Raw genomic sequence first — 24,863 nt, 5'->3', positions numbered from 1 at the left:
TAATTCTTGTTTATACGCTACCGACAGCCTGAAGGCCATAACACAGATTTCACGTTTTGAAGCTAGGGTGTAGTAAATAACAAGGATCACGGCTCTTACCTATCCACTATTTCAATTTACCTGCCCATTCACTGTTCTCCCAGATGGCAGGATTATTAATCACCTGACTCTCCCCACGCATAATGGAATCGTAACTATCCTTTCCAGATGTATACCAGTCCACAATAACTAACTTGCCTTTCAGATCTTGTACCAAGAATTCGGTAGACTCCGCATATTCACCTACATCCTTTATAATACGTGCATTCATTTTTAGATAGTAAACATTTTGCTCTCCTTCAACAATGTCTACTTTTTCAGCATCCATCTTGACCTCTTTTACTTGGTTATAGGTTAGGTTGTTCTTCCGAAAAAGATTATATTGTGATTTAATCTTTTTTTCCGTATAACGTTGGAAATTCTGATTATCTACATATCTACTAACGTCAAATTCCAGACCGTTCCATATGGCTTTGTAATATCCAGATAAAGCCTCTGCACAGAGTTCATAAGCCTTTTCAGTATCCAAAGTAGTTATACTTAGATTGTGGATCGTGTCCGTCCCTGTCTGAGTAGCAGAAGCCCCATGGTCCCCTTTGTTCATACTACGATCAGATTGTTCACATGCACTAGTGAGCCACATCGCTACGAACAATAAAACAAGGTAAGCATGCTTCATAGTATTCCTCCAAGGCTCAATTTTAGATTGCACAATATTTATTAAAATTTTATATAATTAACATAATTATTTACATTTTTACCTTCGAAGGATATACTCTAATATGAATGAATATCTTAATCATTCCTACATTAGGAGGGTATGTATGATGAAACGCTGGCTATCTTTATCTCTAAGTTTTTGCCTGGTTTTTCTGATGACAGCTCCACTTGCAGAAGGGAAAACGAATCAGGTTGGCTCTAGCGGGCTCTATGAAGTAAGTACAAGGGTTGCCTTGTATGCGAATATTCAAGGAGTGAAAACGTCTCTTCCTACCGTTGTTTTCGTTAGCGGATATGGTGACGATTCATCCGTCTGGTCTGGTATCCAATCCGAGATATCCCAAAAAACGTTAACTGTTTCTTATGATCGTGCTGGACTCGGCCTTAGTGACGATACTACCAAAGATAAAACAACAAAACAACAGGTGAAAGAGTTACATAAGCTACTTCGAAAGGCTAATATTCCAGGTCCATATGTACTGGTAGGACACAGCATTGGCGGATTAAATGTGAGAGGATTTGCTGACCGTTATACTAATGAAGTTGCAGGAGCTGTGCTGATCGATGCTTCTCACGAAAAGCAAGAGGAAGCTGTTTTGGCAACCTTGCCACCCGAATTTATTGAAATGTATCAATCACAGTTTACTGCGGAGGGAAATTACGCGGAAGTGACCAAGAGCTTTAAATACATTGAAAAACTGCGTTCGAAGGATGCTTTGAGAAATTTACCATTAACTGTAATCTCTGCAACAGAACACGGCATGGGTCCAGAAATGGAAATCAAATGGGCTGAAATGCAACAAGATTTAGCATCCTTGTCTAATCAGGCTACTCATGTCACTGCGCAAGGCTCAGGACACTATGTGTACCTTGAACAACCTGAGCTTGTGCAGCAAGCAATCATCTCTATGCTAGAGTAATAACTTATGTATCGGGGTTGCTCTGTAAAATAAGTTTTTGTAAAGATAACCGTTAATTCATGTTTAATGACCTACTTCAATCTTTCCTATAGAAAATCTTGAAGCTCGCGATAAGCGAGCTTTTTGACTTCCCTGTAAACAACCTGCCTCGATCAGATGTGCTTGAGGAAGAAGCATATTCCACTTAGATAACAGCAGAAAGAAATATGATATTGCTATCGGACCGTAATCCTAATTCGGCATTTCATAGTTACACACCACGCTTGCCTCCTGTAGGACATATGTCTCTTTTTCTACGAAAACGATTAAAAAAACTTTATAATCCACTCCCAATGATCGATATACAACAAATGAACATCCGCTTACCCCATGTTTTCAACCTGAAATCGATCTCAGGAATGCGGCACGGGAGAACAGAATCATACATATAACAGGTTGTTAGGAAAAAAAGAGAAAGTTCTGTCTGGTGAACGGACAAGAGCTAACAAAGGAGAAGAAGATATGAAGGGACGAAGGAGTCACCAACGAAACAAACGCAGCATCTGCGTGAACTTGCTGTTATCCATGCTATTGTTGGTTAGCAGCTTGCCGCTATGGCCAAGCAAGGCAGCGAACGCTGCAGCAGAAGGGTCATATCTCTTATCCCTGAACAGACCGGTGTATAGCTCCTCATCCCTTGGTGGGAATACAGCCGATCTTGCCGTGGATGGAAACCTAAATACCCGATGGGAAAGTGCATGGCAGCAGGACCCTCAGTGGATCTATGTTGACCTTGGCGCATCTGCCTCCATCTCGAACATTTCGATTCAGTGGGAAAATGCTTATGCATCCGCTTTCGACCTTGAAGTGTCGGATGACGAAGTTAACTGGGAGCAAGTATACTCCACAACGAAGGGTCAGGGCGGTTTGACGGAAGTGGAGGTTTCCGCCGATGCACGATATGTGCGTTTATTCAGTCATGAACGGGCACAGCAAGCCTACGGTGTTTCTCTGTACGCGTTCGATGTGTATGGAACGGGCGGAGCAAATCCGCCTCCAAAGCCAGTTGCCGTCAACCTTGCCCTTGGTAAATCGGTTATGGCATCGTCGGAAGAGATAGATGAACCTAGCCGCTCCGCCGAAGACAAGGCCAAGATGGAGAAGCGCAATTATGAAGCGCGCAATGTGACGGATGGTGACCCAGGTACACGCTGGTCTTCCATTTACAAGGATCAGGAATTGATTGTTGTGGACCTTGGCAGGCCTCATGAAATCGGTGGAATTTCGCTGCTATGGGAAAATGCGTTTGGACGTGCTTATGACATTCAAGTATCCAACGACGCAAAGCAATGGACTACGTTGGTTCGAGAGTTACACAGCAACGGTGGACGAGATGACATTCCTGTGTATGCAGAAGCCAGATATGTAAAGTTCGCAGGACTTGGCCGAGGTACAACCAACGGCTATTCACTATATGCCTTTGATGTGTATGAGTATATTCAAGGTGATGAAAAACCGGTCTATACCATTCCGACCCTGCCTGAAATGTCTTCGGTACAGGTTGGGGCTGGCAGTTACGCCATTAATGACATCACCATGCTGCAACCGAAAAACCCGAAAAATCGCACAGCCGACATTACCGCGCCGATTCCATCCAATGACTGGTGGCAGTCGATTCTCGTTTCGGATTTAGGAGATGGAAACAGTCTGGTTACACTTCCGTTCAAAAACCGATACACCAAGCAAGGGCTTCATATTTTGAATCCTGGTGCGGGATACCTCTCTGCTGACGGCAACTCGATGGATGCCGATGGTGAAGCTGACCTTATCCTGACGACAAGCAATATGAACCCGGCCAAGGTCAATACCAAGGTAGCAGGATACGGGGATTATTCCGCAAACATCATCATGAGTGATGATGACACGGCGAAGGTCAATACAACCTTTGTCAAAGGCTCCCCTTTCCTGTACAACACGTTCGAGAACCCGGACACCATCCTGCTCCGTTCACCGAACATCACACGCCTCTTTGATGATCAAAACCGTGAGATTGTACTGCAGGATGGGGAATCCTGGACTGGGGATCACATCGGTGTAGAAGTCACCAATCAGGACAGAGCACCTTCGCCGCAAACCTTTATAAAAAACTATGGCCTTTATGCAACAGAAGGAACCACAGTTATAAAGCTTGGCAATACACTTAAGATTAAGCTGGGATCAAGCGGAAATTATTTATCGCTGGCTACCCTGCCGTCTGCGTCAGAATTAGCATACTATTACCAGCATGCCTATGCTTTTGTGACGGATACGAAGGTGAACTACGACTATAACGAGAGCACTTCACAAGTTACAACGACCTTCAATTCCGTTACACAAACGAAGCGTGCCAACTTTTCAGCGAACACATTAATGGCTTTGTTTCCGCACCAGTGGAAAATTGCAACAACTCCACTCACGGAGCTCACGTATCCTTCCATTCGTGGAATGATGAAAGTGAGCGAAGGCAACAGTTTTACGACACAGGATCGTTTCTACGGCATTATTCCGCAATTTGTGGAGCCGGATGATCCGACATACTCACGCGCGCAATTAATCAGTTATCTGGACCAGCTTGATGCGGATACGTCAGGCAATTTAATGAGTGAAGATCCGTACTGGCAGGGGAAAAAGCTTCATCCGCTTGCTCTGGGTGTGCTCATTAGCGATCAGCTTGGGGATCAGGAACGTCGGGACCACTACTTGTCCCTGTTAAGGAGCATTTTGACGGACTGGTACACCTATTCACCGGATGAACGTCTGCACTCCTATTATTTTTATTACTCGGAGCAATGGGGAACGATCTTCCCTTATGGAAGCGGGTTCGGGGTCAATACCGGGCTGACGGATCATCACTTTACGTACGGCTATTACGTCTTTGCATCTGCGGTGCTGGCTATGTATGATCCAACTTTTGTAGAAGATTATGGCGATATGGTTGAATTGCTGATCCGGGATTATGCCAATCCTTCGCGCACAGACGATCAATTTCCATGGATGCGTAATTTTGATCCTTATGCAGGCCATTCCTGGGCGGGCGGTTATGCCGACAATCGCAGCGGAAACAATCAGGAAGCTGCAGGCGAAGCTCTGTTCAGTTGGGTCGGGCAATATATGTGGGGCGAGGTAACAGGGAATAAAGCCTATCGCGATACAGGCATCTGGGGCTTTGTCACCGAGGAAAAAGCGGCTGAGCAATATTGGTTCAACTACGATGGAGACAACTGGCTAGAAGGATACAAACACGCTACTGTAGGTCATGTATACGGCAGTGCTTACCTGTATGGCACGTACTTCTCCAACGACGCAGAGCATATTTACGGCATTCACTGGCTGCCGCCGGCGGAGTGGATGACCTATTATGGCCGTGATCCGAAGAATACCGCGGCACTCTACAACGGTCTGATCAAGGATCTTGGTGGTCAACTGGAGCGCACATGGCAGCACATCATCTGGCCTTTCCAATCCATCGGGGACCCACAGGCTGCTCTTGCGAAGTGGGATACCAAAGAGATGCAGCAAAACGAAGTCTTTAACGCCTACTGGTTCATGCATAGTATGGCATCCACAGGAACACGTACAATGGATATTTGGGCTGATTCTCCGGCAGTAACTGTCTACGAAAAGGACGGCGTCTACACAGCACAAATCTGGAATCCGTCCGATACCGCCAAAACGGTTCACTTTTATAATGCGAGCGGGGCTTTAGGGTCAGCTACTGTATATGCGAAGGCTCAAGTGAAGGTCAATCCATTGGAGCATACGGTAGTCAAGCAGCCGGATGCTTCACAAGGCGTTACTTATCTGGATCGCAGCACATGGACGATTACCGCCTCCTCCAGTTCGGAAGCAGTGGAACGCATGATTGATGGAGATTTGGCTACCCGCTGGTCATCCGGACAAACGCAACAGCCTGGAGACTGGCTCCATATTGATCTGGGCAGCGAGCAGATGATGGATACACTCTTTATGAACTCCGGCAATAACTGGGGTGATTATGCCCACGGGTATGAAGTTTACGTTTCGGAAGACGATGAGAACTGGAGCAAGCCGATTGCACAGGGAACAGGCTCATCTCCAAGCCTGTCCGTCGATTTGGGGATGCAGACTGTGCGTTATATCAAAATTGTATTGACTGCTCCCGCAGACAGTTGGTGGTCCATCTCGGAACTCAAGCTTGCCCGATTTGGGAAATCGGCTCAAGCACCTGAGCATCCAAATCCAGCTCCAGTCCCGTTGCCTGATCGGTCAACCTGGAACGTGACCGCTTCCTCCACACAAGGAACGGATGTCGCAGCTCACATGCTGGATGGAAAAAAAGAGACGTTATGGACGAACGGACGAAAGCAAACGGGCGGACAGTGGATTACGATTGATCTAGGGCAAACGAGTCTTTTTGACGCGGTAGAGTTGGACCCGGGGAATGCCAAGGATGACTATCCACGGCAATATCGCGTTTTCGTGTCCGATGACGGGCAAAACTGGGGAACATCTATTGCAGGAGGTGAAGGCGTGTCAGGACGTCTCTCCATCTCCTTCTCTGAGCAGCAGGCACGTTATGTGAAGATCGTGCAGACGGGTGAATCCGACCAATGGTGGTCGGTCTCTGAGTTGTTCGTTCAGCACTATGGAACAGGAAAACAAAAACGTCTGCTTCCGGATGCATGGTCCGTCACAGCGTCTTCAGGTAACGAAGCTTCATCGTCGATACTGGATGGCTCGGACCAAACACGCTGGACTTCCGGCCAGACACAAACAGGCGGCGAATGGCTTCAACTGGATCTGGGCCACTCACAGACGGTGAACCGGATTGTACTGGATAGTGCTCACAGCGGTGATGATTATGCTCGTGGTTATGAAGTATTCACCTCTCTGGATGGCATGGATTGGGGTAAAACTGTAGCTACAGGTGAAGGGAAAAATGCCATGCTATCCATTGCATTCCCTCCTCATGAGGCCCGCTATATCAAAATAGTTCAGACTGGAACGGACTCTCACTGGTGGTCTGTAGCTGAAATCGCAGTTTATACCGCTGATCAGACGCCTTGGACACCCGGGGAACAGGATGAGCTGCTGCCTACGGAACTGGATCGGACGTCTTGGACAGCTAAAGCTTCCACGTCTGAGGACGTTGGTGCACTGCTGGATGATGATCTGAACTCACGCTGGACCTCTGCATCTGGACAACAAACAGACCAGTGGATTCAGATCGATCTGGGAAGCATCCAGAATTTCAGCCGGTTAACTATGGATTCAGGCAGCAGTACCAATGACTACGCCCGCAGTTTTAAAATCGTCACTTCGACGGATGGCGAGCAATGGAATATGGTTTCAAATGCTGTGGGCACAGATCCTGTCATCTCCGTGATGTTCACGAACCAGAAGGCACGATATGTCAAAATCGCTTTGACTGCTGACACTGCCGAATGGTGGTGGTCTATTGCTGAATTGAAGCTGTACCGTTGATACGCTGAAGCTATGCTAAACCTTGAAAGACTCATATTTAGCACATCTCATAACTAAAGATGTAAAAAAGCACAGGGACCTCAAGCCACGATCGGCAAGAGATCCCTGTTTCCTTGTGATATATGGTAAACTGCCACATCGTTAGGCTAATCATTACTTTTTGATTTTACCATCATATCCAAGCTTATAAATCGTACCTTTCTCAAACGATAGGAGTGCAAGACCATCCCCTACTGTACCTATAAATCGATCATTTGCGTCTAAAGAACGCAGCTTGTTCTTCTTGCCTGTATAACGATTATAAATATACAAGTCACTCTTATTATTGCCATTCTTGTCTACCGAAAAACTTCGATAATAAAACTTATTATTTATATATGCTACGGGATCAATATACTCTTTAGAGGCAAATGTTTTGTTTCTACTTGCATTTAAATCGGAAAAATGACCTTTGTAACTATAGCCTCCGTCTACGATCTCCAAAAAGAACATAACATTCCCATAAAATTCGTATAACTCCACACCTTTAGAAGATAAGTTCTTCAACCCTGTACCATCTAAATTCATACGATAAAACTTGTCATTATCCCTGTTTGTATAATAGATATATCCGTTGTTTATTTTAAAATTATAAAAAGGAGATTTAGACAATATCGTTTGTTCGTTTGAACCATCTGTTCTCATTGAGCCAAAAGACAACGCATCAAGCGTTTCCGCAGTCCTTTCATCTTTAACAAAATAAATCGTATCCCCTACAACAGTAAACCTTGCAAAATTATCCTCTTTGTTCAGTAAGGTTAATGTCGAACCATCTTTCTTAATTTTAGCCATCTGTCGATTCCAAGGGTCTTGCTCATTTTCAATCAGAAAATATATCCACTCTCCAACCCATTTCACATCTGAAACTTGCTTAGGGAATATAGACTCTGTTTTGCTTTTATTACCTGTGAATGTTGTAACGTTGATGCCCATCAAATCTCCGTCATCTTCATAACCTTCCCATACTAAAGTTTTACCGGAATCCTCAGCCCCGTATGCAGGTACAACACCAAACAACATGATCACGCTTAATAACGCCACTAACCACTTTCTTCTCATTTTCTTCTCCCTAAAATATGTATTTTCCTACATCGCTATTGTAAATTGGATTCGTAAATAGAACAATCATTTCACTCCAAATTCTCGCTGTAATTAGAAAATGCCTCCCACCATAATGGCAAGAGGCTCTGATTTTTGCACATCATATATTATAGAAATTTCGTTAAGTGATGGTTAGACCACCGCTTGCATATCCGGCAATCGTTGAAGCCACATCAAGTCCGGCGGTTACTGATGCAGAGAAGACCATAAGCAAACGGTCACCGGCGGCTACCGGGATACTCAAGCCTGTAGTCAACCCGCTGGAGATCGTGCCTAATGACAATACGCCTGTCAGTGCTGGTGACAAAGTTACAACTGCTCCTGGTACAGCCGTAAAGGTATTATTCGGTGTAGTGGAACGGAATAATTGTGCCGTCAGCGTTATTGTAGAGCCGACCAAGCTAAGTCCCGCTGTCGTGCTAAAATAAGCAGCCAGTGAAGTAATCGTCCCCGCACGGGATGCCGAGAAAGCAAAGTTAAGCAAGGTTCCTGCAGCACCTGTGAGATCAATAACTCCGCCGTTAATCGATACTCCAGATGCATTATTACCAAAACCAACCAGGCTGGAGGTATTTAAAAGTCCGCCCAGTACTGTAGTTAACGAAGCTGGCAGTCCTGATGCATAAGGGATAATAGCTCCGGAACCTGTTGCTCCGGTTGCACCTGTCACTCCCGCCAGACCCGTTGCTCCGGTTGCACCCGTCACTCCCGCCAGACCTGTCGCCCCGGTCGCACCTGTCACTCCCGCCAGACCTGTTGCTCCGGTCGCACCTGTCACTCCCGCCAGACCCGTTGCTCCAGTCTCACCTGTCACTCCCGCCAGACCTGTCGCCCCGGTCGCACCTGTCACTCCCGCCAGACCTGTTGCTCCGGTCGCACCTGTCACTCCCGCCAGACCTGTTGCTCCGGTCGCACCCGTCACTCCTGCCAGACCTGTCGCTCCGGTCGCACCTGTCACTCCCGCCAGACCTGTTGCTCCGGTCGCACCCGTCACTCCCGCCAGACCTGTTGCTCCGGTCGCACCCGTCACTCCTGCCAGACCTGTTGCTCCGGTCGCACCCGTCACTCCCGCCAGACCTGTTGCTCCGGTTGCACCCGTCACTCCTGCCAGACCTGTTGCTCCGGTCGCACCCGTCACTCCCGCCAGACCTGTTGCTCCGGTTGCACCCGTCACTCCTGCCAGGCCTGTTGCTCCGGTCGCACCCGTCACTCCCGCCAGACCTGTTGCTCCGGTGGCTCCTGTCGCGCCTGTGACTCCAGGGGTACCAAGCAATTCGGAAGAAACCAAACGATGTGCTGTTACCAAAGAGCCTGTGCTGCTCTTTCCCCATACGGAAACTTGAACAGGATCATTAACCGTCGCTGTTGTAGTAAACGTGAATTCAAAGGCATCCAGATTAGCAAAGTAGTTGTTCGTTATTACTTGATTTGGCGCGATCTCCAAAGATTCACTGACATACAAAACTCTCAACCCGCCACTCATATAATACCCTTGTATTTGTACAGACGAGGCTGTAACTTCACTGCGGTTATCAATTCTAACCGTAACGGATTGAGTGGGTCTTACCCCACTAACAGCATTATTTTCGATCGGCCCTGTCGATAAAAAGCTCATCGCTACATTCCCTTCTTTCGAAAAAAGTCTTATTTTCTAAAGATCTTTAACTGTTTTTTCGTGTTCCACTACCCGGTGTGCATCCACCAATTGACCTGACGCATCTTTGCCCCACACTGAAATTCCGACTTCTCCCACACGTTCATTACTTACTCCAAACTCAAATTCAAAGGCGTCTACATCTGCAAAATAATTTCGGGTCACTGCTTCATTAGGTGCAATACTGATCAATTCACTTACATACAGCGTTCTTGTTGTACTCAGCACATACCCCTGAACAGATACACTTACCGCATCTGCAACAGCCCGACTCACCAATCTGATCGTTACCTGTTTCGTCGGCCTACCCCCGGAAACAGCATTATTTTCGATCGGTCCAGTTGATAATATAGCCATTTTCCCATCCCACCTTTTGTGAACCTCTTACTCTAGCATTACTTGGCATCATGGATCACATATTAGTCATATTCATTCACTAGATCAGCGGTGTGGACTATAGACAGAGGACAGTTCACCATTATCTAACGATAAGTACCATTAACATCTAAAATTTCATCCATACAAAGCTTGTAAATATGTATAATCTGAATGTATTTCAACCCAAAAATGACCGTTCCTCACGAAATGAAGGAGCTACGGCCAGCATTGGATAGATCGTATTGATGTCACTCTTAACATTAAATAAACCTACTGCTTCAACTTGGCCAAATGAATGATAAAAACATGTGAATTGTGAAAACTACCCACTTGATATGTTGCACGATAGGTTGCGATTGAAGCAATCAAACTCCTATCTCACTTTTTCTTACAAATTGTGATAGAAAATGATTGTATTGTGGCAGAAATGTGATATGATATCGTCAACTACAAAAAACATTTTAAAACAAAAATGAAAAATAATTACATAAAATTAAGTCACAACTCCTCTTTCTCCCTTTTAAAACCATTTTATTGAAAGCGATTACAATAAACAACAGGACAAATTATACACTTTTTTTCACACTCACAAGTTCCTCCCCCTATTCCCGGGTGACAGCTATCAACTTGCTACAGTAAATCAATCTCTTCTGTACATGTTGATTAGCTTAAGCCATAGATCACCATCATGAACGATACCATCCATCTCATCTTTGAAAGGAGGTGTAATAAAGAACATTAACTCATCATTCTTCTTTTTCTTCTCACTGTAACTCTCTCATCCAACAGCTCTGTTCAACCAATTAGCGTAACACCCAATCACACTATTCCACACTAATTCAATGGAGGCGAACGCATGATCATCCGTAAACCATTAGCTTTGCTGATGTCACTAATTCTGGTGTTTTCCATTCTACCCGCCGAGTCCAGCCATGCAGCTAATAATGCCGTTGCCAAAACGCCTGTGAATGCCAATCCGCTCGTCGATCACAAATTGGGAGCTGACCCTTACGTGCTCGTACACAACAACCGGGTCTACGTGTATATGACAGGGGATACCTTCCTCTACAACAACGACGGCTCTGTCCGCGAAAATAACTACGGCAGCATCGGCAGAATCAGCGTAATCTCCTCAGCTGACATGGTGAACTGGACCGACCACGGCTACATTCCGGTAGCCGGTACAAACAATGCCAACAATGGACAAGGCATTGCCAGATGGGCAAGCCAATCCTGGGCGCCAGCGATGGCCAAGAAAACGATCGCAGGCAAAGATAAATTTTTCCTGTATTTCGCCAATTCAGGGGCAGGTATCGGTGTTCTGACTGCTGATTCTCCAATCGGTCCTTGGTCTGATCCTATCGGACGTGCACTTGTCACACATGGGACGCCTGGCATGTCGGGCGTAACTTGGCTCTTTGACCCAGCTGTGCTTGTTGATGACGATGGCTCCGCTTATCTTTATGCAGGCGGCGGTATTCCGAACGAAAATAATGCAGCTTCCATTGCAAATCCAAAAACAGCGCGTGTTATTCGTCTTGGCGCCGACATGACCAGTGTAGTTGGCAGTGCCACGACCATTGATGCACCTTATATGTTCGAAGATTCAGGTATTCATAAGTACAACGGCAAATATTACTATTCGTACTGCATTAACTTTGCTGGAAACCATCCGGCAGCCTACCCAAAAGGTGAAATCGGATATATGGTAAGTGACAGCCCCATGGGGCCTTTCACATACAAAGGACACTTCCTCAAAAATCCGGGTACGTTCTTCGGTGTAGGTGGCAACAACCACCATGCCGTGTTCCAGTTCAATAACCAGTGGTATGTTGCGTATCATGCACAAACAGTGAGCAAAGCCTTCCTCGGTGATGGCAAAGGATACCGTTCTACTCACATCAACAGGCTGACGCATAACGCGGACGGATCAATTCAGGAAGTACAGGGTAACATGACCGGTGTTCCTCAAACAGCTAACCTTAATCCGTATAACAGAGTAGAAGCCGAGACGATTGCTTGGCAAGCTGGCATCAATACGCAGCCGACTCAAGCAAGCGGTGGACCAACAGCCAACCAAAATGTGACGAATATCAATAACGGGGACTGGGTCGCTGTAAGCAATGTGGATTTTGGTTCAACAGGTGCATCGAAATTCAAGGCAAATGTCGCTTCTACCGGAAATGGTAACATTGAACTCCGGCTTGGCAGCCCGACAGGCACACTGATCGGCACGCTTAACGTCACTTCAACGGGTGGCGTACAGAACTGGCGTGAACTCGAAACCAATATTACCAATACAACAGGACGACATCATCTGTATTTGGTGTTTACAGGCTCAGGTAACGGAAACCTGTTCAATCTGGATTATTGGCAGTTCACCTCCGGTTCTGGAGGTAACCCTAATCCAAATCCGAACCCCAATCCCGATGTTACTCGGGTTGAAGCAGAGAGCATGACCCTTGCCGGTCAATATGCCGGGCTGATTAGTTCTCCTTTTAACGGCGTGGCGCTCTATGCGAACAATGATTCTGCGTCTTACAATCAATACTTTGCTTTCCCAACCCATCAGTTCTCTCTAAGAGGCGCTTCCAACAATAACAGTACAGCCCGTGTCGATCTGGTGATCGGCGGTGTAACGGCAGGTTCATTTTATTTTACCGGAACACAACCAACGGTGCAGACGCTTTCAAACATCACACATGCTACGGGGAATCAGGAAGTAAAGCTCGTTGTAACAACAGATAATGGAACCTGGGATGCTTACATTGATTATCTGGAATACTCTCTATAATTTGTGATCATGACATTCAGGGAGGCATCGTTATGTGGAAAAAAATCGGAGCGCTTCTGCTCACCATTCCCTTGCTGTTGACAGCATTGCCTCTAACTCATCAGCCCGCCTCTGCGGCGACCTTTAACAATCCGGTGCTTTATGCAGACGTACCCGACAGTGACGTCATTCGTGTAGGCAATACCTTTTATATGACCAGTACCACCATGCATATGAACCCGGGCGTTCCTGTCATGAAGTCAACCGATCTGGTCAACTGGAGCATTGTGAACTATGTATATGACACACTCGGCAACAGTGATGTACAGAACCTGAATAACGGTCAGAACGAATACGGGCGCGGTTCTTGGGCCAGTAGCCTTCGCTACAACAATGGCACCTATTACGTCGCATTCGGTTCGCTTTCCACAGGAAGGACTTACATCTATCAGACCAGCAACATCGAAACCGGAACTTGGACGCCTTACACTTTGAACAGTTATTACCACGATCCATCCCTGCTCTTCGACGGGAACCGTACGTTTCTTGTCCATGGCAGTGATAACATCAGCATTGTCGAGTTGACGCCTGATGCCAAAGCTGTAAAATCCGGCGGTCTGAACCAGGTGCTGATCCCGAATGCCAGTCATATCGCTGGCTCTAATATGATTGTAAAAGCAGAAGGCGCGCACATCCAGAAGATTAATGGCATGTATTACGTCTTCCTGATTGCTTGGCCTTCCGGTGATGGACGTATCCAGCTCGCCTATCGCGCAAATACGTTAACAGGGCCGTATACTGGTAAAGTGGTGCTCAGAGATTCGGGCATCGCGCAAGGTGGTATCGTGGATACCGCATCTGGTGCATGGTACGGTTTCCTGTTTCGCGACCGAGGAGCCGTTGGGCGTATTCCATATCTTGTACCGGTAAGCTGGTCGGATAACTGGCCTGTGTTCGGGGTGAATGGCAAAGTTCCATTGACAATGAACATGCCTGTGGAAGGACAGCCAGCCGCTAAAATCTTCGGTTCAGATGAGTTTAATGCACCTTCGGGCACATCTACTCTCTCGAAGTTCTGGCAGTGGAATCATAATCCTGACCCGTCGAAATGGTCCTTGAGCCAGCGTCCCGGCTTCATGCGGCTGACCATAGGCAAGCTCAGCAAAAATATATTGGAAGCTCGCAATACGCTGACACAACGCACGTTTGGGCCAAAAAGTACAGGCATTACCGCCTTGGAAACGGCAGGTATGAAGGATGGCGATTATGCCGGCCTAGCCGCTTTTCAGGCCAGATATGGTTTTGTGGGCGTCAAGATGACAGGCAATACCAAATCAATCGTCATGACAAACGCCAGTTCCGGCACGATGACTGAAGTGGCAAGTGTGCCCCTGAACCAGAACAAAATTTATCTGCGGGTCATCTGTGACTTCACCAATCAGACAGATAAAGCCTATTTCGCCTATAGTCTGAATGGAACGAACTGGACAACCATTGGCAATACGCTACAGATGTCGTATACGTTGCCACACTTTATGGGTTATCGCTTTGCATTGTTTAACTACGCTACCAAATCTACCGGAGGCTATGCTGATTTTGACTTCTTCCGTGTGGAGTAAGCGTGATGAAAGTACTGCTGATCTTTAGGATCAGTACTGCGAATTGAAGTACACTTGAAGTACAACTGTGGCCTGGAACTCCGCTATGTGCGGAACCAGGCCATTTTCACTATTTTATAAAAATATCTCACTTGAACGCTTTAATATATTGAATATACGCTACAGCACTTTGGTCAATCTCTTCATCACTTGCCTGAAATGAGGCACCAAAGACAGCATAGTGCGGCAGTGCCGTAACGCCCACATGATTCATACTTGCCTTGAATGGTGCAATCAGTTCTTCGACACTACAACCTACCGGTTGTCCTTTTCCGTAATTCTCCCGCTGATCCCCGATTGTTATTGCCAGTCCCATCCGCTTTCCATGCAATCGGTTGCCCTCTGATCCATAAGCCCATCCATGCGTGAACACATCATCCAGCCATTTTTTGAGCAGCGGCGGGTAACTGTACCAATAGAACGGAAACTGCAAAATAATATGATCATGTGCCTCCAGCAACTCCTGCTCACGAGCAGTATTTATGTTCCAGTCAGGATAAGTTTCGTACAATTCATGAATACGTATCTGCTCTGCGTGCTGCTCCAGCTCCTTTTTCCAGCGGCGATTCACTCTTGAAGTTGTCATATTCGGATGTGCCAAAATAACCAGTGTTTCCATTTAATCCCTTCCTCTCTCCAAAACAGATTGATTTCTTTTCTTGATTACGGATCATTATCCACCCCGTCACCCCAAAAGAAAATACACACAATGAAGTAAGATACTTACCTCAAGGTGTGTATGGACTTCTGCTTTGTAACTATGAGAAAATAAATAGTTATCCCTGTAAACACGTATAAATACAGCGAGGTGATATGAATGAAGGAATATCGTTTGGGCATTGAAGCCACACTCGAAATTATTGGCGGCAAGTGGAAAGCTATCATCATCTGTTTATTAATGTCCGGTGTCAAAAGAACAGGAGAACTAGAGCGCAGCATGCCCGGCATTTCCCAAAAAGTACTGATTCAACAATTACGTGAATTAGAACGTGATGGTCTTGTCACAAGACATGTCTATCAGCAAATGCCTCCCAAGGTCGAGTATAGTCTTACGGAATATGGTGTCACAGCAAATACGATTGTGGATGTCATGTGTACCTGGGGAAGAGAAAATATTGCGCTCAGGCAGCAACGCGGGGAAGACATTGTTTTGTTATCCGATGATAATAACGATGAAGTTATTTTATAGCCCCGTAGTCCTGCCCTTCTATATATGAACAAACGGAGTTCTAAGAATGAAGCATCTCTCATGTAACCTTCACCTTCCATATCCCACCTATGTAGTAAACTATCATTATGATTATTAATTTTGATGTAGGTTGGATTCCTCTTATACCACACTCATTGAGTAACTCCTTTGCCTTAGCAAACAGGACGCTTGAGTAATGGGTCCAAACTGTGTCATCAGGAGGTTTTAACGTATGAAAAAATATATTGTATTTGGTGCCAGTAAAGGATTGGGGGACGCATTTGTCCGCGGAGTGCCGCAGGCAGGAGATAAAGTGTGGGTTGTATCCCGCAGCAAACCCGAGAGTCTGCAACTGGAGGACGGTATACAGCGCGTATGGATTCAGGCCGATCTCTCGGAGCTTCAGGCTGCCAAACAGATTGCAGAGCAGCTACGCAACGAAACGTTGGATGTGCTTATATATAACGTAGGTATTTGGGAAAAGGAAGGATTTGAAGAACATTACACCTTTGATCAGGATGAGCCTTCCGATATTCAAGAGCTGATCCATGTGAACATAACGTCCACCATTGTATGCATTCAAGCTCTACTGCCTCAGCTTCGCAAGTCTGCCGCAGGCAAGATCATTCTCATCGGCTCCACAGCAGGTTTAAGCAATGCGGGCAACACTCAGGTTTCTTTTGTTGCCTCCAAATTTGCCATCCGTGGAATTACAGAAGCGCTCAGAGAACATACCCGGCGGGATCACATCGCCGTAACGTGCATTAATCCGGGAGAACTGGCAGCAGGGATTCCCTATGAAGAAGGAATGGAACGCGCACTATCCGAGTATGGCGGGACACGCATTCCGCTTCAAGACATGGTTTCAATTGTCCGGTGTATCGTCAGCCTGTCCAATGCAGCCTGTGTGAAAGAGATTAACGTCCCTGCCCTTACGGATATGAATACGTAGTAAGAAGGATAGATTGGATTTGATTGGATTTGATTGGATTTGATTGGATTTGATTGGATTGAATTCACGTTTCTTCACATTAAATATTGGGATAAATGTTCGATCGCCATCGATTGTACTCGTTGTTGTTCAGGAATATGTTCATAGATGATATGTGACTTCCCCTGTTGGATCAGCTGTTCCCGTATGGCTGCAATGCGCCCTTTATTAAAGTCAATAAAACGGAAATCCACCTGCCGAAGCTGCTCAAGCTCTGCCATTCTAGCAAAAGATACTGCTTTGAGGGCTGTATTAATCTCTTTCAACTCCAAGACCTCCAGTGCACGGGCTGTCCATAAGCACTCGATATCTTGAAGCGACTTCATGTAAACCAGTTCAATCTGTCTGAGCCGGGGCATCTGCGAGAAATCACAGCATTGCTCCAGCTTCGGCAAGGATACATGCAAATACTCAAGTCCGTGCATCTGCTCTAGTCCCTGGATACTCATCAGTTTCCGCACCGAGCTAAGCTTAAGCATAGAAATGGTGGACTGTGCCAGTACCTCCAGCTCGCTCTTTAACTCACAATGATCAAGGGACAAAAACTGTAGCTTCGGCAATTCTGTTAATATCTCAAGGCAGTCCACCGGACAATTCAGAATGACGGTCTCTAGACTTTGACATTTTCTTATCGCGGTCATGCCTTTACATTTACCGTGTAGTTCAAGATACCTTAATTGTTTGTAGTGCTCAATAAAACTCAGATCGATCGCTTTGGCGGGTGAATTCACTCTTAGGAAAACCAGTTGTTCCAACGCTCCCAGAATCGTCAGATCCTGCACCTGTGGACAGTCAAGCTGTAAAGCGGATACATGTTTCAACTGCGCTAATCGCCCAAGAAAGCTCGGTGGATACTCCGCTTTAGGATCCGCATTCGAAATATGGAGAATCAGATCAGACCTAGTTGCGAAAACGTTCATGTCCAATTCGGCCAAATTCTCATACGTATCCACCCCAACACGAAAATGAACCGTCGCCCTGCGGCGCAAATGCTGCACGGCCTGGTTCATTTTCTCTTCATTCCATGGCATTCCCTGTATCGAAGCATGCCAAATCGAGGTCATTTTCCATCCTCCCATTCTGTTTGGTTTACATCCTATCCTAACTCCATTCCATTATAAACAACCTTCCCTAAACGAACCACCCAACGATGTTCTGGCTCTTCATTAAATTTTTTTTCATTCGACAAAAATATACATAAATCTATATTATATGCCGACATATAACTCAGGAGTTGGGAACTTCTTATTAAGAATCTGGGGAGATGGAACCATGTTAAACATTCTAAAAAAACGGGGGAAAACAGGCGCGCGGACTTCCAGTATGGCCAATACTCTCGCTGCTGTACTGCTCGTCATCATTGTTGTCGTATTCGCTGTACTCGGAACATTCATGTTTACAAGCACAAGAAACATACTGGTGCAACAGCAAGAAGCCATGCTCAAGACTAAAACACAAGCCATTGTCAGTGAGTTCGACGCACTATTTAAAGAAAAAGGCTCACTGGTTAAACAAATGTCCACTAACCAATTATTCAGGCAATACATAGAAACAACGAAATCAGCGGCAGAAGCAGCCACTTCTACTTATGCTGCAGAAACAAGGGATACACTGGCTAAGATTGTAGAGGCAGAGCCTTCCTTCAACGATGCTTGGATTGCTGGCATGGATGGTAAAGGCTTCTGGCTGCAAAATGACGGTGTCGTTTCCGCACCGGATTTCGATATCCAGGCACGTCCTTACTACCAACCGGTCAAAGACGCCGATGGACTCTACTTTTCCGATCCGTACATTGACATTTCGGCAGGCAAAGTGCTCATGGGTATTTTCTATCCAATCAAGGATGATAACAACAACATGATCGGTTTCGCCGCAGCAGATATTCTGTTTAGTAATATCCCGAGTATTATGGAGAGTTACTCTCTGGGCAGCACAGGTTATTCCATATTGTTATCCAAGAATGGGGATATTCTGTATCATCCGGACGAGAGTAAAGTACTGAAGGAAAATATCAAGAACATTACAGGTGATATGGGAGAAGTCGGTAAAAAAATGATTGCTGGTGAATCCGGCATACAGCTGATAAACGACAATGGGGAACGTCGTTACATCGGGTATGCAACCAGTAAAGACACCGGATGGTCTGTAGGTCTGACGATTACGGAGAAGGAAGTCTTAGCAGAGCTCAGAACATTCACCTGGATTACCCTTGGCGGGTTCACGGCAGCTGCAATTCTTCTGGTCATTATCAGTTATATTACGCTTCGTCGTCTATTGCGCACCATCCCGCAGCTACTGAGTAAGATCAAACAGATTGAGCAAGGTGATTTAACCGTTGAACTGGATATCAAATCCAATAACGAGATTGGACAAATTGCGACTGGCCTGAATTCCATGGTGCAGAAGATTCAAGGCATGTTGAAGATTGTTGGCAATTCAGCTCAAGTGCTGAATCATTCATCCAATGACTTGCAGTCAATATCCTCCAGAACCGCTGTAACCATGAACGATACATCTACGGCGATCAATGAGATTGCGAATGCAACCAATTATCAGTCGATTGAGACGGAGAACATTTTACGTAAAACAGGCTCATTATCAAGCCAAATTGATGAAATTGCTGCTGATGCACAAGCGATGGGGTCCATGGTGCAAACCTCTGTTGATCAAAGCGGTCAAGGACTCGCGGTAGTGGAGCAACTGTCCAAATGGTCAGCGGAGAACCACAGTTCTACTCAATCCATCTCCTCCATTATTCAAGAGATTGATCAGAGCCGGAATGAGATTTCCAGTTTTGTAGATACGGTAAAACAAATTGCTTCTCAGACCAATCTGCTTGCCCTTAATGCTTCTATTGAAGCTGCACGCGCCGGGGAACATGGCCGAGGATTCGCTGTCGTTGCAGAAGAAGTTCGTAAACTCGCAGAACAAACAGCTCTGGCTACAGAGGAGATTAACAAAAAAGTAAGTGTCATCGAAGAAAAAACATCCTTGTCTGTAGAACACACGATGCGAGGAATGAAAATTGCCGAAGAGAACACCAAGTCTGTAGAAGATACCAAGCAGGTATTCTACAACATCAATAAAGATTTGGAAGAACTGAAGCTTCGTATGGCACAGATCACGAACAGCACCTCTAGTGTGCATCAGCACAAAGATGAGATTTTCCAGGCCCTGGAGATTATCTCCTCCACTACGGAAGAGAACTCTGCCTCAACCGAAGAAGTCAGCGCAAGCACACAGGAACAACTGGAAAGTATTCAACAAGTGGCCGATCTGTCCAATGAGTTGAATCAACTGTCTGCTAGACTGCAGGAAGAACTGAGTCATTTTAAAGTGGAATAAGCTGTGCTGCCCTCCTGCTCTTCTCTTTTGTACGCGATCCATTTATTATTAAAATAGTTGTGTACGAAGAGCACTGGAGGCTGATGGACTTATCATGAGATTTGCAAAACGAATGGATCACTTTAGTGAAGGCATCTTCACCAAGTTGCTGGACATTAAGCGCCGCCGGTTGGAGAACGGGCAACCCGTCATCGATCTTAGCGTCGGAACACCAAATATCCCGCCAGCTCCGCACATTATGAAAGCACTCGGTGAAGCCGCCGCTGATCCGGCTAATTACATCTATGCTGTGAACGATCAGAAGGAACTACTTCAGGCGGCAAGTGACTGGTACAGGCAGCGATATCAAGTCGAGTTGAACCCGGCGACAGAAATCTGCTCGTTGCTCGGCTCGCAGGAAGGACTTGCGCACATCTCTCTCTCGATTGTCGATGAAGGTGATCTTGTTCTGGTACCTGATCCCTGTTATCCGGTGTTTGCAGATGGCCCCCTTCTGGCTGGGGCTGAACTATATTATATGCCGCAAAAAGAGGAACATCATTATGTTATCCAATTGCAAGACATCCCTGAGGCAATAGCCGAACGGGCTAAGTTCATGCTTGTATCGTATCCGAACAATCCAACAACAGCGATGGCTCCGGACTCCTTTTACGAGGATTTAATCGCTTTTGCCAAAAAATACGATATTATCGTATTGCATGATAACGCGTATAGCGAGCTTGTGTTTGACCAACAAACATGCGGTAGTTTTCTGGCCTTTCCCGGTGCCATGGATGTAGGGATTGAATTCAACTCCTTGTCCAAAACGTACGGACTAGCTGGGGCAAGAATCGGTTTTTGTATGGGAAATTCGGCTGTTGTTTCCATGCTGAAAAAGCTGAAATCCAATATGGATTACGGCATGTTTATCCCGATTCAGAAGGCAGCAATAGCAGCCATCTCGGGTGATCAAAGCGATGTGGAGCGGGTAAGATCCGTCTATGAAGAACGACGGGATATGCTGTGTGAAGGTTTCGCCAAGCTGGGATGGCCGATTAGCAAACCCGAAGCTACGATGTTCATCTGGACACGCATTCCCGCACATTACGACACTTCCGAGCAATTTGCTACTGATCTCGTCACACGGGCAGGTGTCATTGTTACCCCAGGCAGTGCCTTTGGGCCTTCAGGTGAAGGTTACGTCAGACTTGCACTCGTTCAGGATATGGAACAACTGCAACAAGCCCTTCACTACGTAGAAGCGAGCTGTATGCTAATTCCTGAAAAGTAGGATTGATGAGCTATGATGAGCTGTTATGTCACATGTGATACAGATTGGTTTTGAAACAAAAATAAAAGCACCAAACCCTTCTGAAAACGGGTTTGGTGCTTTTTCACATCCACTTTCACTTCACTGCTTTGCGCCAGTTCGATCGGTACATCAGATACAAGAAGTATGGTGTTCCGATGATCGCAATGAGAATGCCTGACGGTATTTCCGTTGGCGCCATCACCGTTCTGCCAATCGTATCTGCGAGCACCAGCATCACGGCTCCAGCGAGCGCGGACAGAAACATCGACTGTCTCAGTTTGTGTCCTGTCAGCAGCCGAACCATATGTGGTGCAATCAGACCAATAAATCCAACCGTTCCAACACAAGCGACCGCGCCAGCCGCGAGCAGTACTCCTACAGTCATGGCCAGCAAGCGAGTGCGACGTACATTCACCCCAAGCCCGGAAGCGCTGTTGTCGTCAAAGACAAGCAGTTCAAATTTGCGAGCAAGCCACCAAGCCACTGGCACCAAAATGAGCAGGAATACACCGATTACTTTGACTTGGTCCCATGTACGGGCATACGTGCTGCCTGTCAGCCAGATATAACCGCTGCTGCCATACACGGCACCTCGTACGATCAGAATCTGAATACCTGCGCCAGCAATGGCCGACATGGCAATCCCCAGCAATACAACAGCGGAAGGATTCAAGCCTTTTTTCCAAGAAAGCGAGAATACGACCGCAGCCGCAATGGCGGCACCTGCAATAGCGGCAACAGGCAACACATACATAGGCAGCCCAGGCCATAGAATGAATACCATCATGGCACCAAGTCCTGCGCCGGAAGATACACCTACAATCGATGCATCCGCCAGTGGATTACGAACGGCCATCTGGATCAGCACCCCGCTGATTGCGAGAGCCGCCCCTGCCCCTGCAGCCACCAAAGTACGCGGGATACGAAGCTGCACAATTCCGGAGAATAACCCATCCGACTGAAACAAACTCGGCAGCAGGTCGGCTAGTGGAATACGCATTCCACCGAACATCGTACTGAGCAACAGCAATAGGATCGTAATGGCAGAAAACAGAGTAGCGATAGGCGTAAAGGCAAAACGGCGTACAAGCCCCCCCGTACTCATCGATGTCGTCATGCCAGCACCATTTCCTGCTTTCATTCGAGTCAGCACGAGCCAGATAAGCCATGGTGCACCAATAATCGCCATCACAGCACCAGTTGGCAATTCCATACTGGAGTTGTGTATCATCTTAGCAAGGACATCCGCACCTACGAGCAACGCTGCCCCCCAGATGAATACACCTGGAATCAAAAGCCGATTGGAGCGAACACCACTCAGACGAACCAGATGTGGAGCAACCAGACCTACAAAGCCGATCGGCCCAATTACGCTGACGATCACTGCAGCCAGAATAACGGCAATGATCAGCCCACCTGTTCGAGCAAGTCCAACTCTCTGGCCCAAAGAAGATGCGGTTGATTCATCCAGCTCCAGCATATCCCACTGTTTGGACAGAATCAGAGCCAGCAGCGTTACACCTGTGACCCAAGGCCAGACGTAGTTCACACCTGTCCAGTCATTCTGGACAAGGGTTCCCGACCCCCACAGGAATAAACCCTGAGTTTCCATCGAGAAAAAAATATGCAAGGCACTTGTAAATGAACCTAGCACCATGGACACGATCATACCCGATAATGCTAGTCGTACCGGCGTTGACGTACGCCCACCGCCCATAAAATAAGCTGCGAACGCCGCAACCAATCCGCCCATAGCGGCAAAAAGAAACGGTGACTGGCTGAGTAAAGATGGAAAAAGAATGGCACCGAGCACCACAACAAAATACGCGCCCGCATTAATTCCAAGCGTGTCTGAGGCTGCAAGCGGGTTGCGAGTAATGGTCTGCAACAACGCCCCCGCAACAGCCAGCGCACCCCCTGCCAGAATACCGATCACCGTACGCGGCATACGCAAATCCCATACCATATTATGTTCGAGCGTACCTTGTCTATTTGTAAGCGCGCCCCAAACATCATGCAACGAAATGGCCGCTTCCCCATAACACAGACTTACAAAAAAAAGCACGATAAGGGCGGTAAGACCGCCCCCATAGATGCTTATCATACGCCAGTTCGTGGCTGGCTTCGTTCCTTGTTGAGTCAGACTCATTTGGTAATCGCCTCAACTACACCGTCAACCAACACTTTGGAAGAAATCGGGCCGCCAAATGTCCATGTCGTACTTCCCAGTTGATACGTACGCTTATCCTTCACAAAGTTCAGACCGTTCCAAACGGAATTGTCTTTTATCGCTGTGCCAAATACATCATCGTCTGGCTGTGTAATATAGATAAAGTTGCTATCTTGCACTGTGGATAAAGATTCAATCCCAACTGTAGAGAAACCGTAGTTTTCAAGTTTATCCGGCTGCCAGTCATTGACCATGCCAATTTTGTTCAACGTACCCACTACAACCGAGTTGTCGCTGAACATGCGCAGGGAAGCTGCATTTTGATACGTGAATGCCTGTGTTAGTGCAAAGTGGAAGTTTTCTTTCCCTGCAGCTGCCAGTTTTTCTTTGGCTTCTGCATAATGCTGATCCAGATTGCTGAGCACTTCTTTTGCTTTATCTTCTTTGCCCAGAGCTGTTGCAATCGTATTAAAAATGGTCGTCATTTTGTCATAGTTATATCCATCACCGTCATATGGATCGAACTCCAGCGTTGGAGCAATGGCTTTCAACTGATCATATACGTTTGAATTGTTGTCTGCATTAGCGATGATCAGATCCGGCTTCAGAGCTGCTATAGCCTCCATATTCGGCTCACTGCGTGTTCCGATATCTGTAACACTATCATCCAGAGCAGCTTGATCCGTTACATAAACTTTATAGTTGGCATTATCTGCGTTACCGACAGGCTGAACCCCTAGAGCAACAACATCCTCTGTATATGTCCATTCCAGAGTCACGACACGTTTAGCTGGCTTGTCCAGTGTGAGTTCCCCACGTTTATGCTGTACAGTAACCGGCCCAGCTGACTCTTCAGCAGGAGCGCTGCCCAAATTAGTATTTTTACTTGGTTCTGTTGTTGTAGCATTTTTACCACATCCTGCCAGCACTAAAACAAATGCCATCATGATGAATAGTGCATGTAACCCTTTTTTCATATCTCTAATCTCCTCTATGTTTGTATGTATTTATATGATAACAATTATCATTATCACCTATGAACTTCTTTTTTGTCAACGTTGCCTCATAATTTTCACATTCTTGATTTACCAATAGAAAAAGGAAAGACATGACC

The 24,863-nt window shown here is 46.4% G+C and carries 16 protein-coding genes; 8 read left to right on the top strand and 8 right to left on the bottom strand.

All coding sequences use genetic code 11. The features are described 5' to 3' along the window. Positions 1-106 precede the first annotated feature (106 nt). Complete coding sequence (locus ABIE27_RS01535) at positions 107-718, bottom strand: hypothetical protein (RefSeq protein WP_123062674.1); 612 nt, start codon at positions 716-718, stop codon at positions 107-109. Between the two features lie 148 nt (positions 719-866). Here ABIE27_RS01535 and ABIE27_RS01530 point away from each other — a divergent pair, with 148 nt between their 5' ends. Both ABIE27_RS01530 and ABIE27_RS01525 read left to right on the top strand, forming a co-directional pair. Beyond that, positions 867-1,679 (top strand): alpha/beta fold hydrolase, encoded by an 813-nt coding sequence (locus ABIE27_RS01530; protein ID WP_161556843.1) that lies wholly within the window; start codon positions 867-869, stop codon positions 1,677-1,679. Between the two features lie 501 nt (positions 1,680-2,180). Then, entirely contained in the window at positions 2,181-7,160 is a 4,980-nt protein-coding gene (locus ABIE27_RS01525; RefSeq protein ID WP_429349755.1) for a discoidin domain-containing protein, read from the top strand. 153 nt (positions 7,161-7,313) lie between these two features. On the opposite strand, the gene ABIE27_RS01520 is transcribed toward ABIE27_RS01525, so the two are convergent. The 3 genes from ABIE27_RS01520 to ABIE27_RS01510 all read right to left on the bottom strand — a co-directional run bounded on the left by ABIE27_RS01520 (position 7,314) and on the right by ABIE27_RS01510 (position 10,311). Then, entirely contained in the window at positions 7,314-8,258 is a 945-nt protein-coding gene (locus ABIE27_RS01520) for a DUF5050 domain-containing protein (protein WP_429349754.1), read from the bottom strand. Between the two features lie 163 nt (positions 8,259-8,421). Then, positions 8,422-9,915 (bottom strand): exosporium glycoprotein BclB-related protein, encoded by a 1,494-nt coding sequence (locus ABIE27_RS01515; RefSeq protein WP_429349753.1) that lies wholly within the window; start codon positions 9,913-9,915, stop codon positions 8,422-8,424. A gap of 36 nt (positions 9,916-9,951) precedes the next feature. Next, positions 9,952-10,311, bottom strand: a complete 360-nt coding sequence (locus ABIE27_RS01510; RefSeq protein WP_123062679.1) for a hypothetical protein — start codon at positions 10,309-10,311, stop codon at positions 9,952-9,954. 877 nt (positions 10,312-11,188) lie between these two features. Between ABIE27_RS01510 and ABIE27_RS01505 the strand changes: the two genes are divergently transcribed. Together ABIE27_RS01505 and ABIE27_RS01500 are read left to right on the top strand one after the other, a co-directional pair. Then, positions 11,189-13,126 carry a carbohydrate-binding protein gene (locus ABIE27_RS01505; RefSeq protein ID WP_429349752.1) on the top strand — a complete coding sequence of 646 codons (1,938 nt, stop codon included), beginning with the start codon at positions 11,189-11,191 and terminating at the stop codon, positions 13,124-13,126. A gap of 32 nt (positions 13,127-13,158) precedes the next feature. Beyond that, a complete protein-coding gene (locus tag ABIE27_RS01500) occupies positions 13,159-14,724 on the top strand; it encodes a glycoside hydrolase family 43 protein (protein WP_429349751.1) in 1,566 nt (521 codons plus the stop codon). 127 nt (positions 14,725-14,851) lie between these two features. Here ABIE27_RS01500 and ABIE27_RS01495 read toward each other — a convergent pair whose 3' ends face one another. Further along, entirely contained in the window at positions 14,852-15,382 is a 531-nt protein-coding gene (locus ABIE27_RS01495; RefSeq protein ID WP_429349750.1) for an NAD(P)H-dependent oxidoreductase, read from the bottom strand. 198 nt (positions 15,383-15,580) lie between these two features. On the opposite strand from ABIE27_RS01495, the gene ABIE27_RS01490 reads away from it, so the two are divergent. Both ABIE27_RS01490 and ABIE27_RS01485 read left to right on the top strand, forming a co-directional pair. Further along, the gene (locus ABIE27_RS01490; protein WP_123062682.1) at positions 15,581-15,952 is read left to right on the top strand and encodes a winged helix-turn-helix transcriptional regulator; all 372 of its coding nucleotides are present in this window, start codon (positions 15,581-15,583) and stop codon (positions 15,950-15,952) included. A gap of 232 nt (positions 15,953-16,184) precedes the next feature. Then, on the top strand, positions 16,185-16,904 hold the full coding sequence (locus ABIE27_RS01485) for an SDR family NAD(P)-dependent oxidoreductase (protein ID WP_429349749.1): 720 nt from the start codon (positions 16,185-16,187) through the stop codon (positions 16,902-16,904). Between the two features lie 74 nt (positions 16,905-16,978). Here the strand turns inward: ABIE27_RS01485 and ABIE27_RS01480 are convergent, their stop codons facing one another. After that, positions 16,979-18,007 (bottom strand): hypothetical protein, encoded by a 1,029-nt coding sequence (locus ABIE27_RS01480; RefSeq protein ID WP_429349748.1) that lies wholly within the window; start codon positions 18,005-18,007, stop codon positions 16,979-16,981. 208 nt (positions 18,008-18,215) lie between these two features. On the opposite strand from ABIE27_RS01480, the gene ABIE27_RS01475 reads away from it, so the two are divergent. Both ABIE27_RS01475 and ABIE27_RS01470 read left to right on the top strand, forming a co-directional pair. Next, positions 18,216-20,288, top strand: a complete 2,073-nt coding sequence (locus tag ABIE27_RS01475; protein ID WP_123062684.1) for a methyl-accepting chemotaxis protein — start codon at positions 18,216-18,218, stop codon at positions 20,286-20,288. Between the two features lie 94 nt (positions 20,289-20,382). Further along, entirely contained in the window at positions 20,383-21,558 is a 1,176-nt protein-coding gene (locus ABIE27_RS01470) for an aminotransferase class I/II-fold pyridoxal phosphate-dependent enzyme (protein WP_429349747.1), read from the top strand. Between the two features lie 115 nt (positions 21,559-21,673). On the opposite strand, the gene ABIE27_RS01465 is transcribed toward ABIE27_RS01470, so the two are convergent. Beyond that, positions 21,674-23,722: an iron ABC transporter permease gene (locus tag ABIE27_RS01465; protein WP_429349978.1), complete on the bottom strand. Its 2,049-nt coding sequence runs from the start codon at positions 23,720-23,722 to the stop codon at positions 21,674-21,676. Between the two features lie 2 nt (positions 23,723-23,724). After that, positions 23,725-24,726 carry an ABC transporter substrate-binding protein gene (locus ABIE27_RS01460; protein WP_123062687.1) on the bottom strand — a complete coding sequence of 334 codons (1,002 nt, stop codon included), beginning with the start codon at positions 24,724-24,726 and terminating at the stop codon, positions 23,725-23,727. Positions 24,727-24,863: the final 137 nt, after the last annotated feature.

Origin of the sequence: Paenibacillus sp. 4624 (assembly GCF_050435065.1) — a bacterium.
Classification (GTDB): domain Bacteria; phylum Bacillota; class Bacilli; order Paenibacillales; family Paenibacillaceae; genus Paenibacillus; species Paenibacillus amylolyticus_D.
This window is presented reverse-complemented; position numbering and strand designations above follow the sequence as displayed.

Coding starts and splice junctions, on each gene's coding strand:
- ABIE27_RS01535 (WP_123062674.1), bottom strand. CDS start 718: ATGAAGCATGCTTACCTTGTTTTATTGTTCGTAGCGATGTGGCTCACT.
- ABIE27_RS01530 (WP_161556843.1), top strand. CDS start 867: ATGAAACGCTGGCTATCTTTATCTCTAAGTTTTTGCCTGGTTTTTCTG.
- ABIE27_RS01525 (WP_429349755.1), top strand. CDS start 2,181: ATGAAGGGACGAAGGAGTCACCAACGAAACAAACGCAGCATCTGCGTG.
- ABIE27_RS01520 (WP_429349754.1), bottom strand. CDS start 8,258: ATGAGAAGAAAGTGGTTAGTGGCGTTATTAAGCGTGATCATGTTGTTT.
- ABIE27_RS01515 (WP_429349753.1), bottom strand. CDS start 9,915: ATGAGCTTTTTATCGACAGGGCCGATCGAAAATAATGCTGTTAGTGGG.
- ABIE27_RS01510 (WP_123062679.1), bottom strand. CDS start 10,311: ATGGCTATATTATCAACTGGACCGATCGAAAATAATGCTGTTTCCGGG.
- ABIE27_RS01505 (WP_429349752.1), top strand. CDS start 11,189: ATGATCATCCGTAAACCATTAGCTTTGCTGATGTCACTAATTCTGGTG.
- ABIE27_RS01500 (WP_429349751.1), top strand. CDS start 13,159: ATGTGGAAAAAAATCGGAGCGCTTCTGCTCACCATTCCCTTGCTGTTG.
- ABIE27_RS01495 (WP_429349750.1), bottom strand. CDS start 15,382: ATGGAAACACTGGTTATTTTGGCACATCCGAATATGACAACTTCAAGA.
- ABIE27_RS01490 (WP_123062682.1), top strand. CDS start 15,581: ATGAAGGAATATCGTTTGGGCATTGAAGCCACACTCGAAATTATTGGC.
- ABIE27_RS01485 (WP_429349749.1), top strand. CDS start 16,185: ATGAAAAAATATATTGTATTTGGTGCCAGTAAAGGATTGGGGGACGCA.
- ABIE27_RS01480 (WP_429349748.1), bottom strand. CDS start 18,007: ATGACCTCGATTTGGCATGCTTCGATACAGGGAATGCCATGGAATGAA.
- ABIE27_RS01475 (WP_123062684.1), top strand. CDS start 18,216: ATGTTAAACATTCTAAAAAAACGGGGGAAAACAGGCGCGCGGACTTCC.
- ABIE27_RS01470 (WP_429349747.1), top strand. CDS start 20,383: ATGAGATTTGCAAAACGAATGGATCACTTTAGTGAAGGCATCTTCACC.
- ABIE27_RS01460 (WP_123062687.1), bottom strand. CDS start 24,726: ATGAAAAAAGGGTTACATGCACTATTCATCATGATGGCATTTGTTTTA.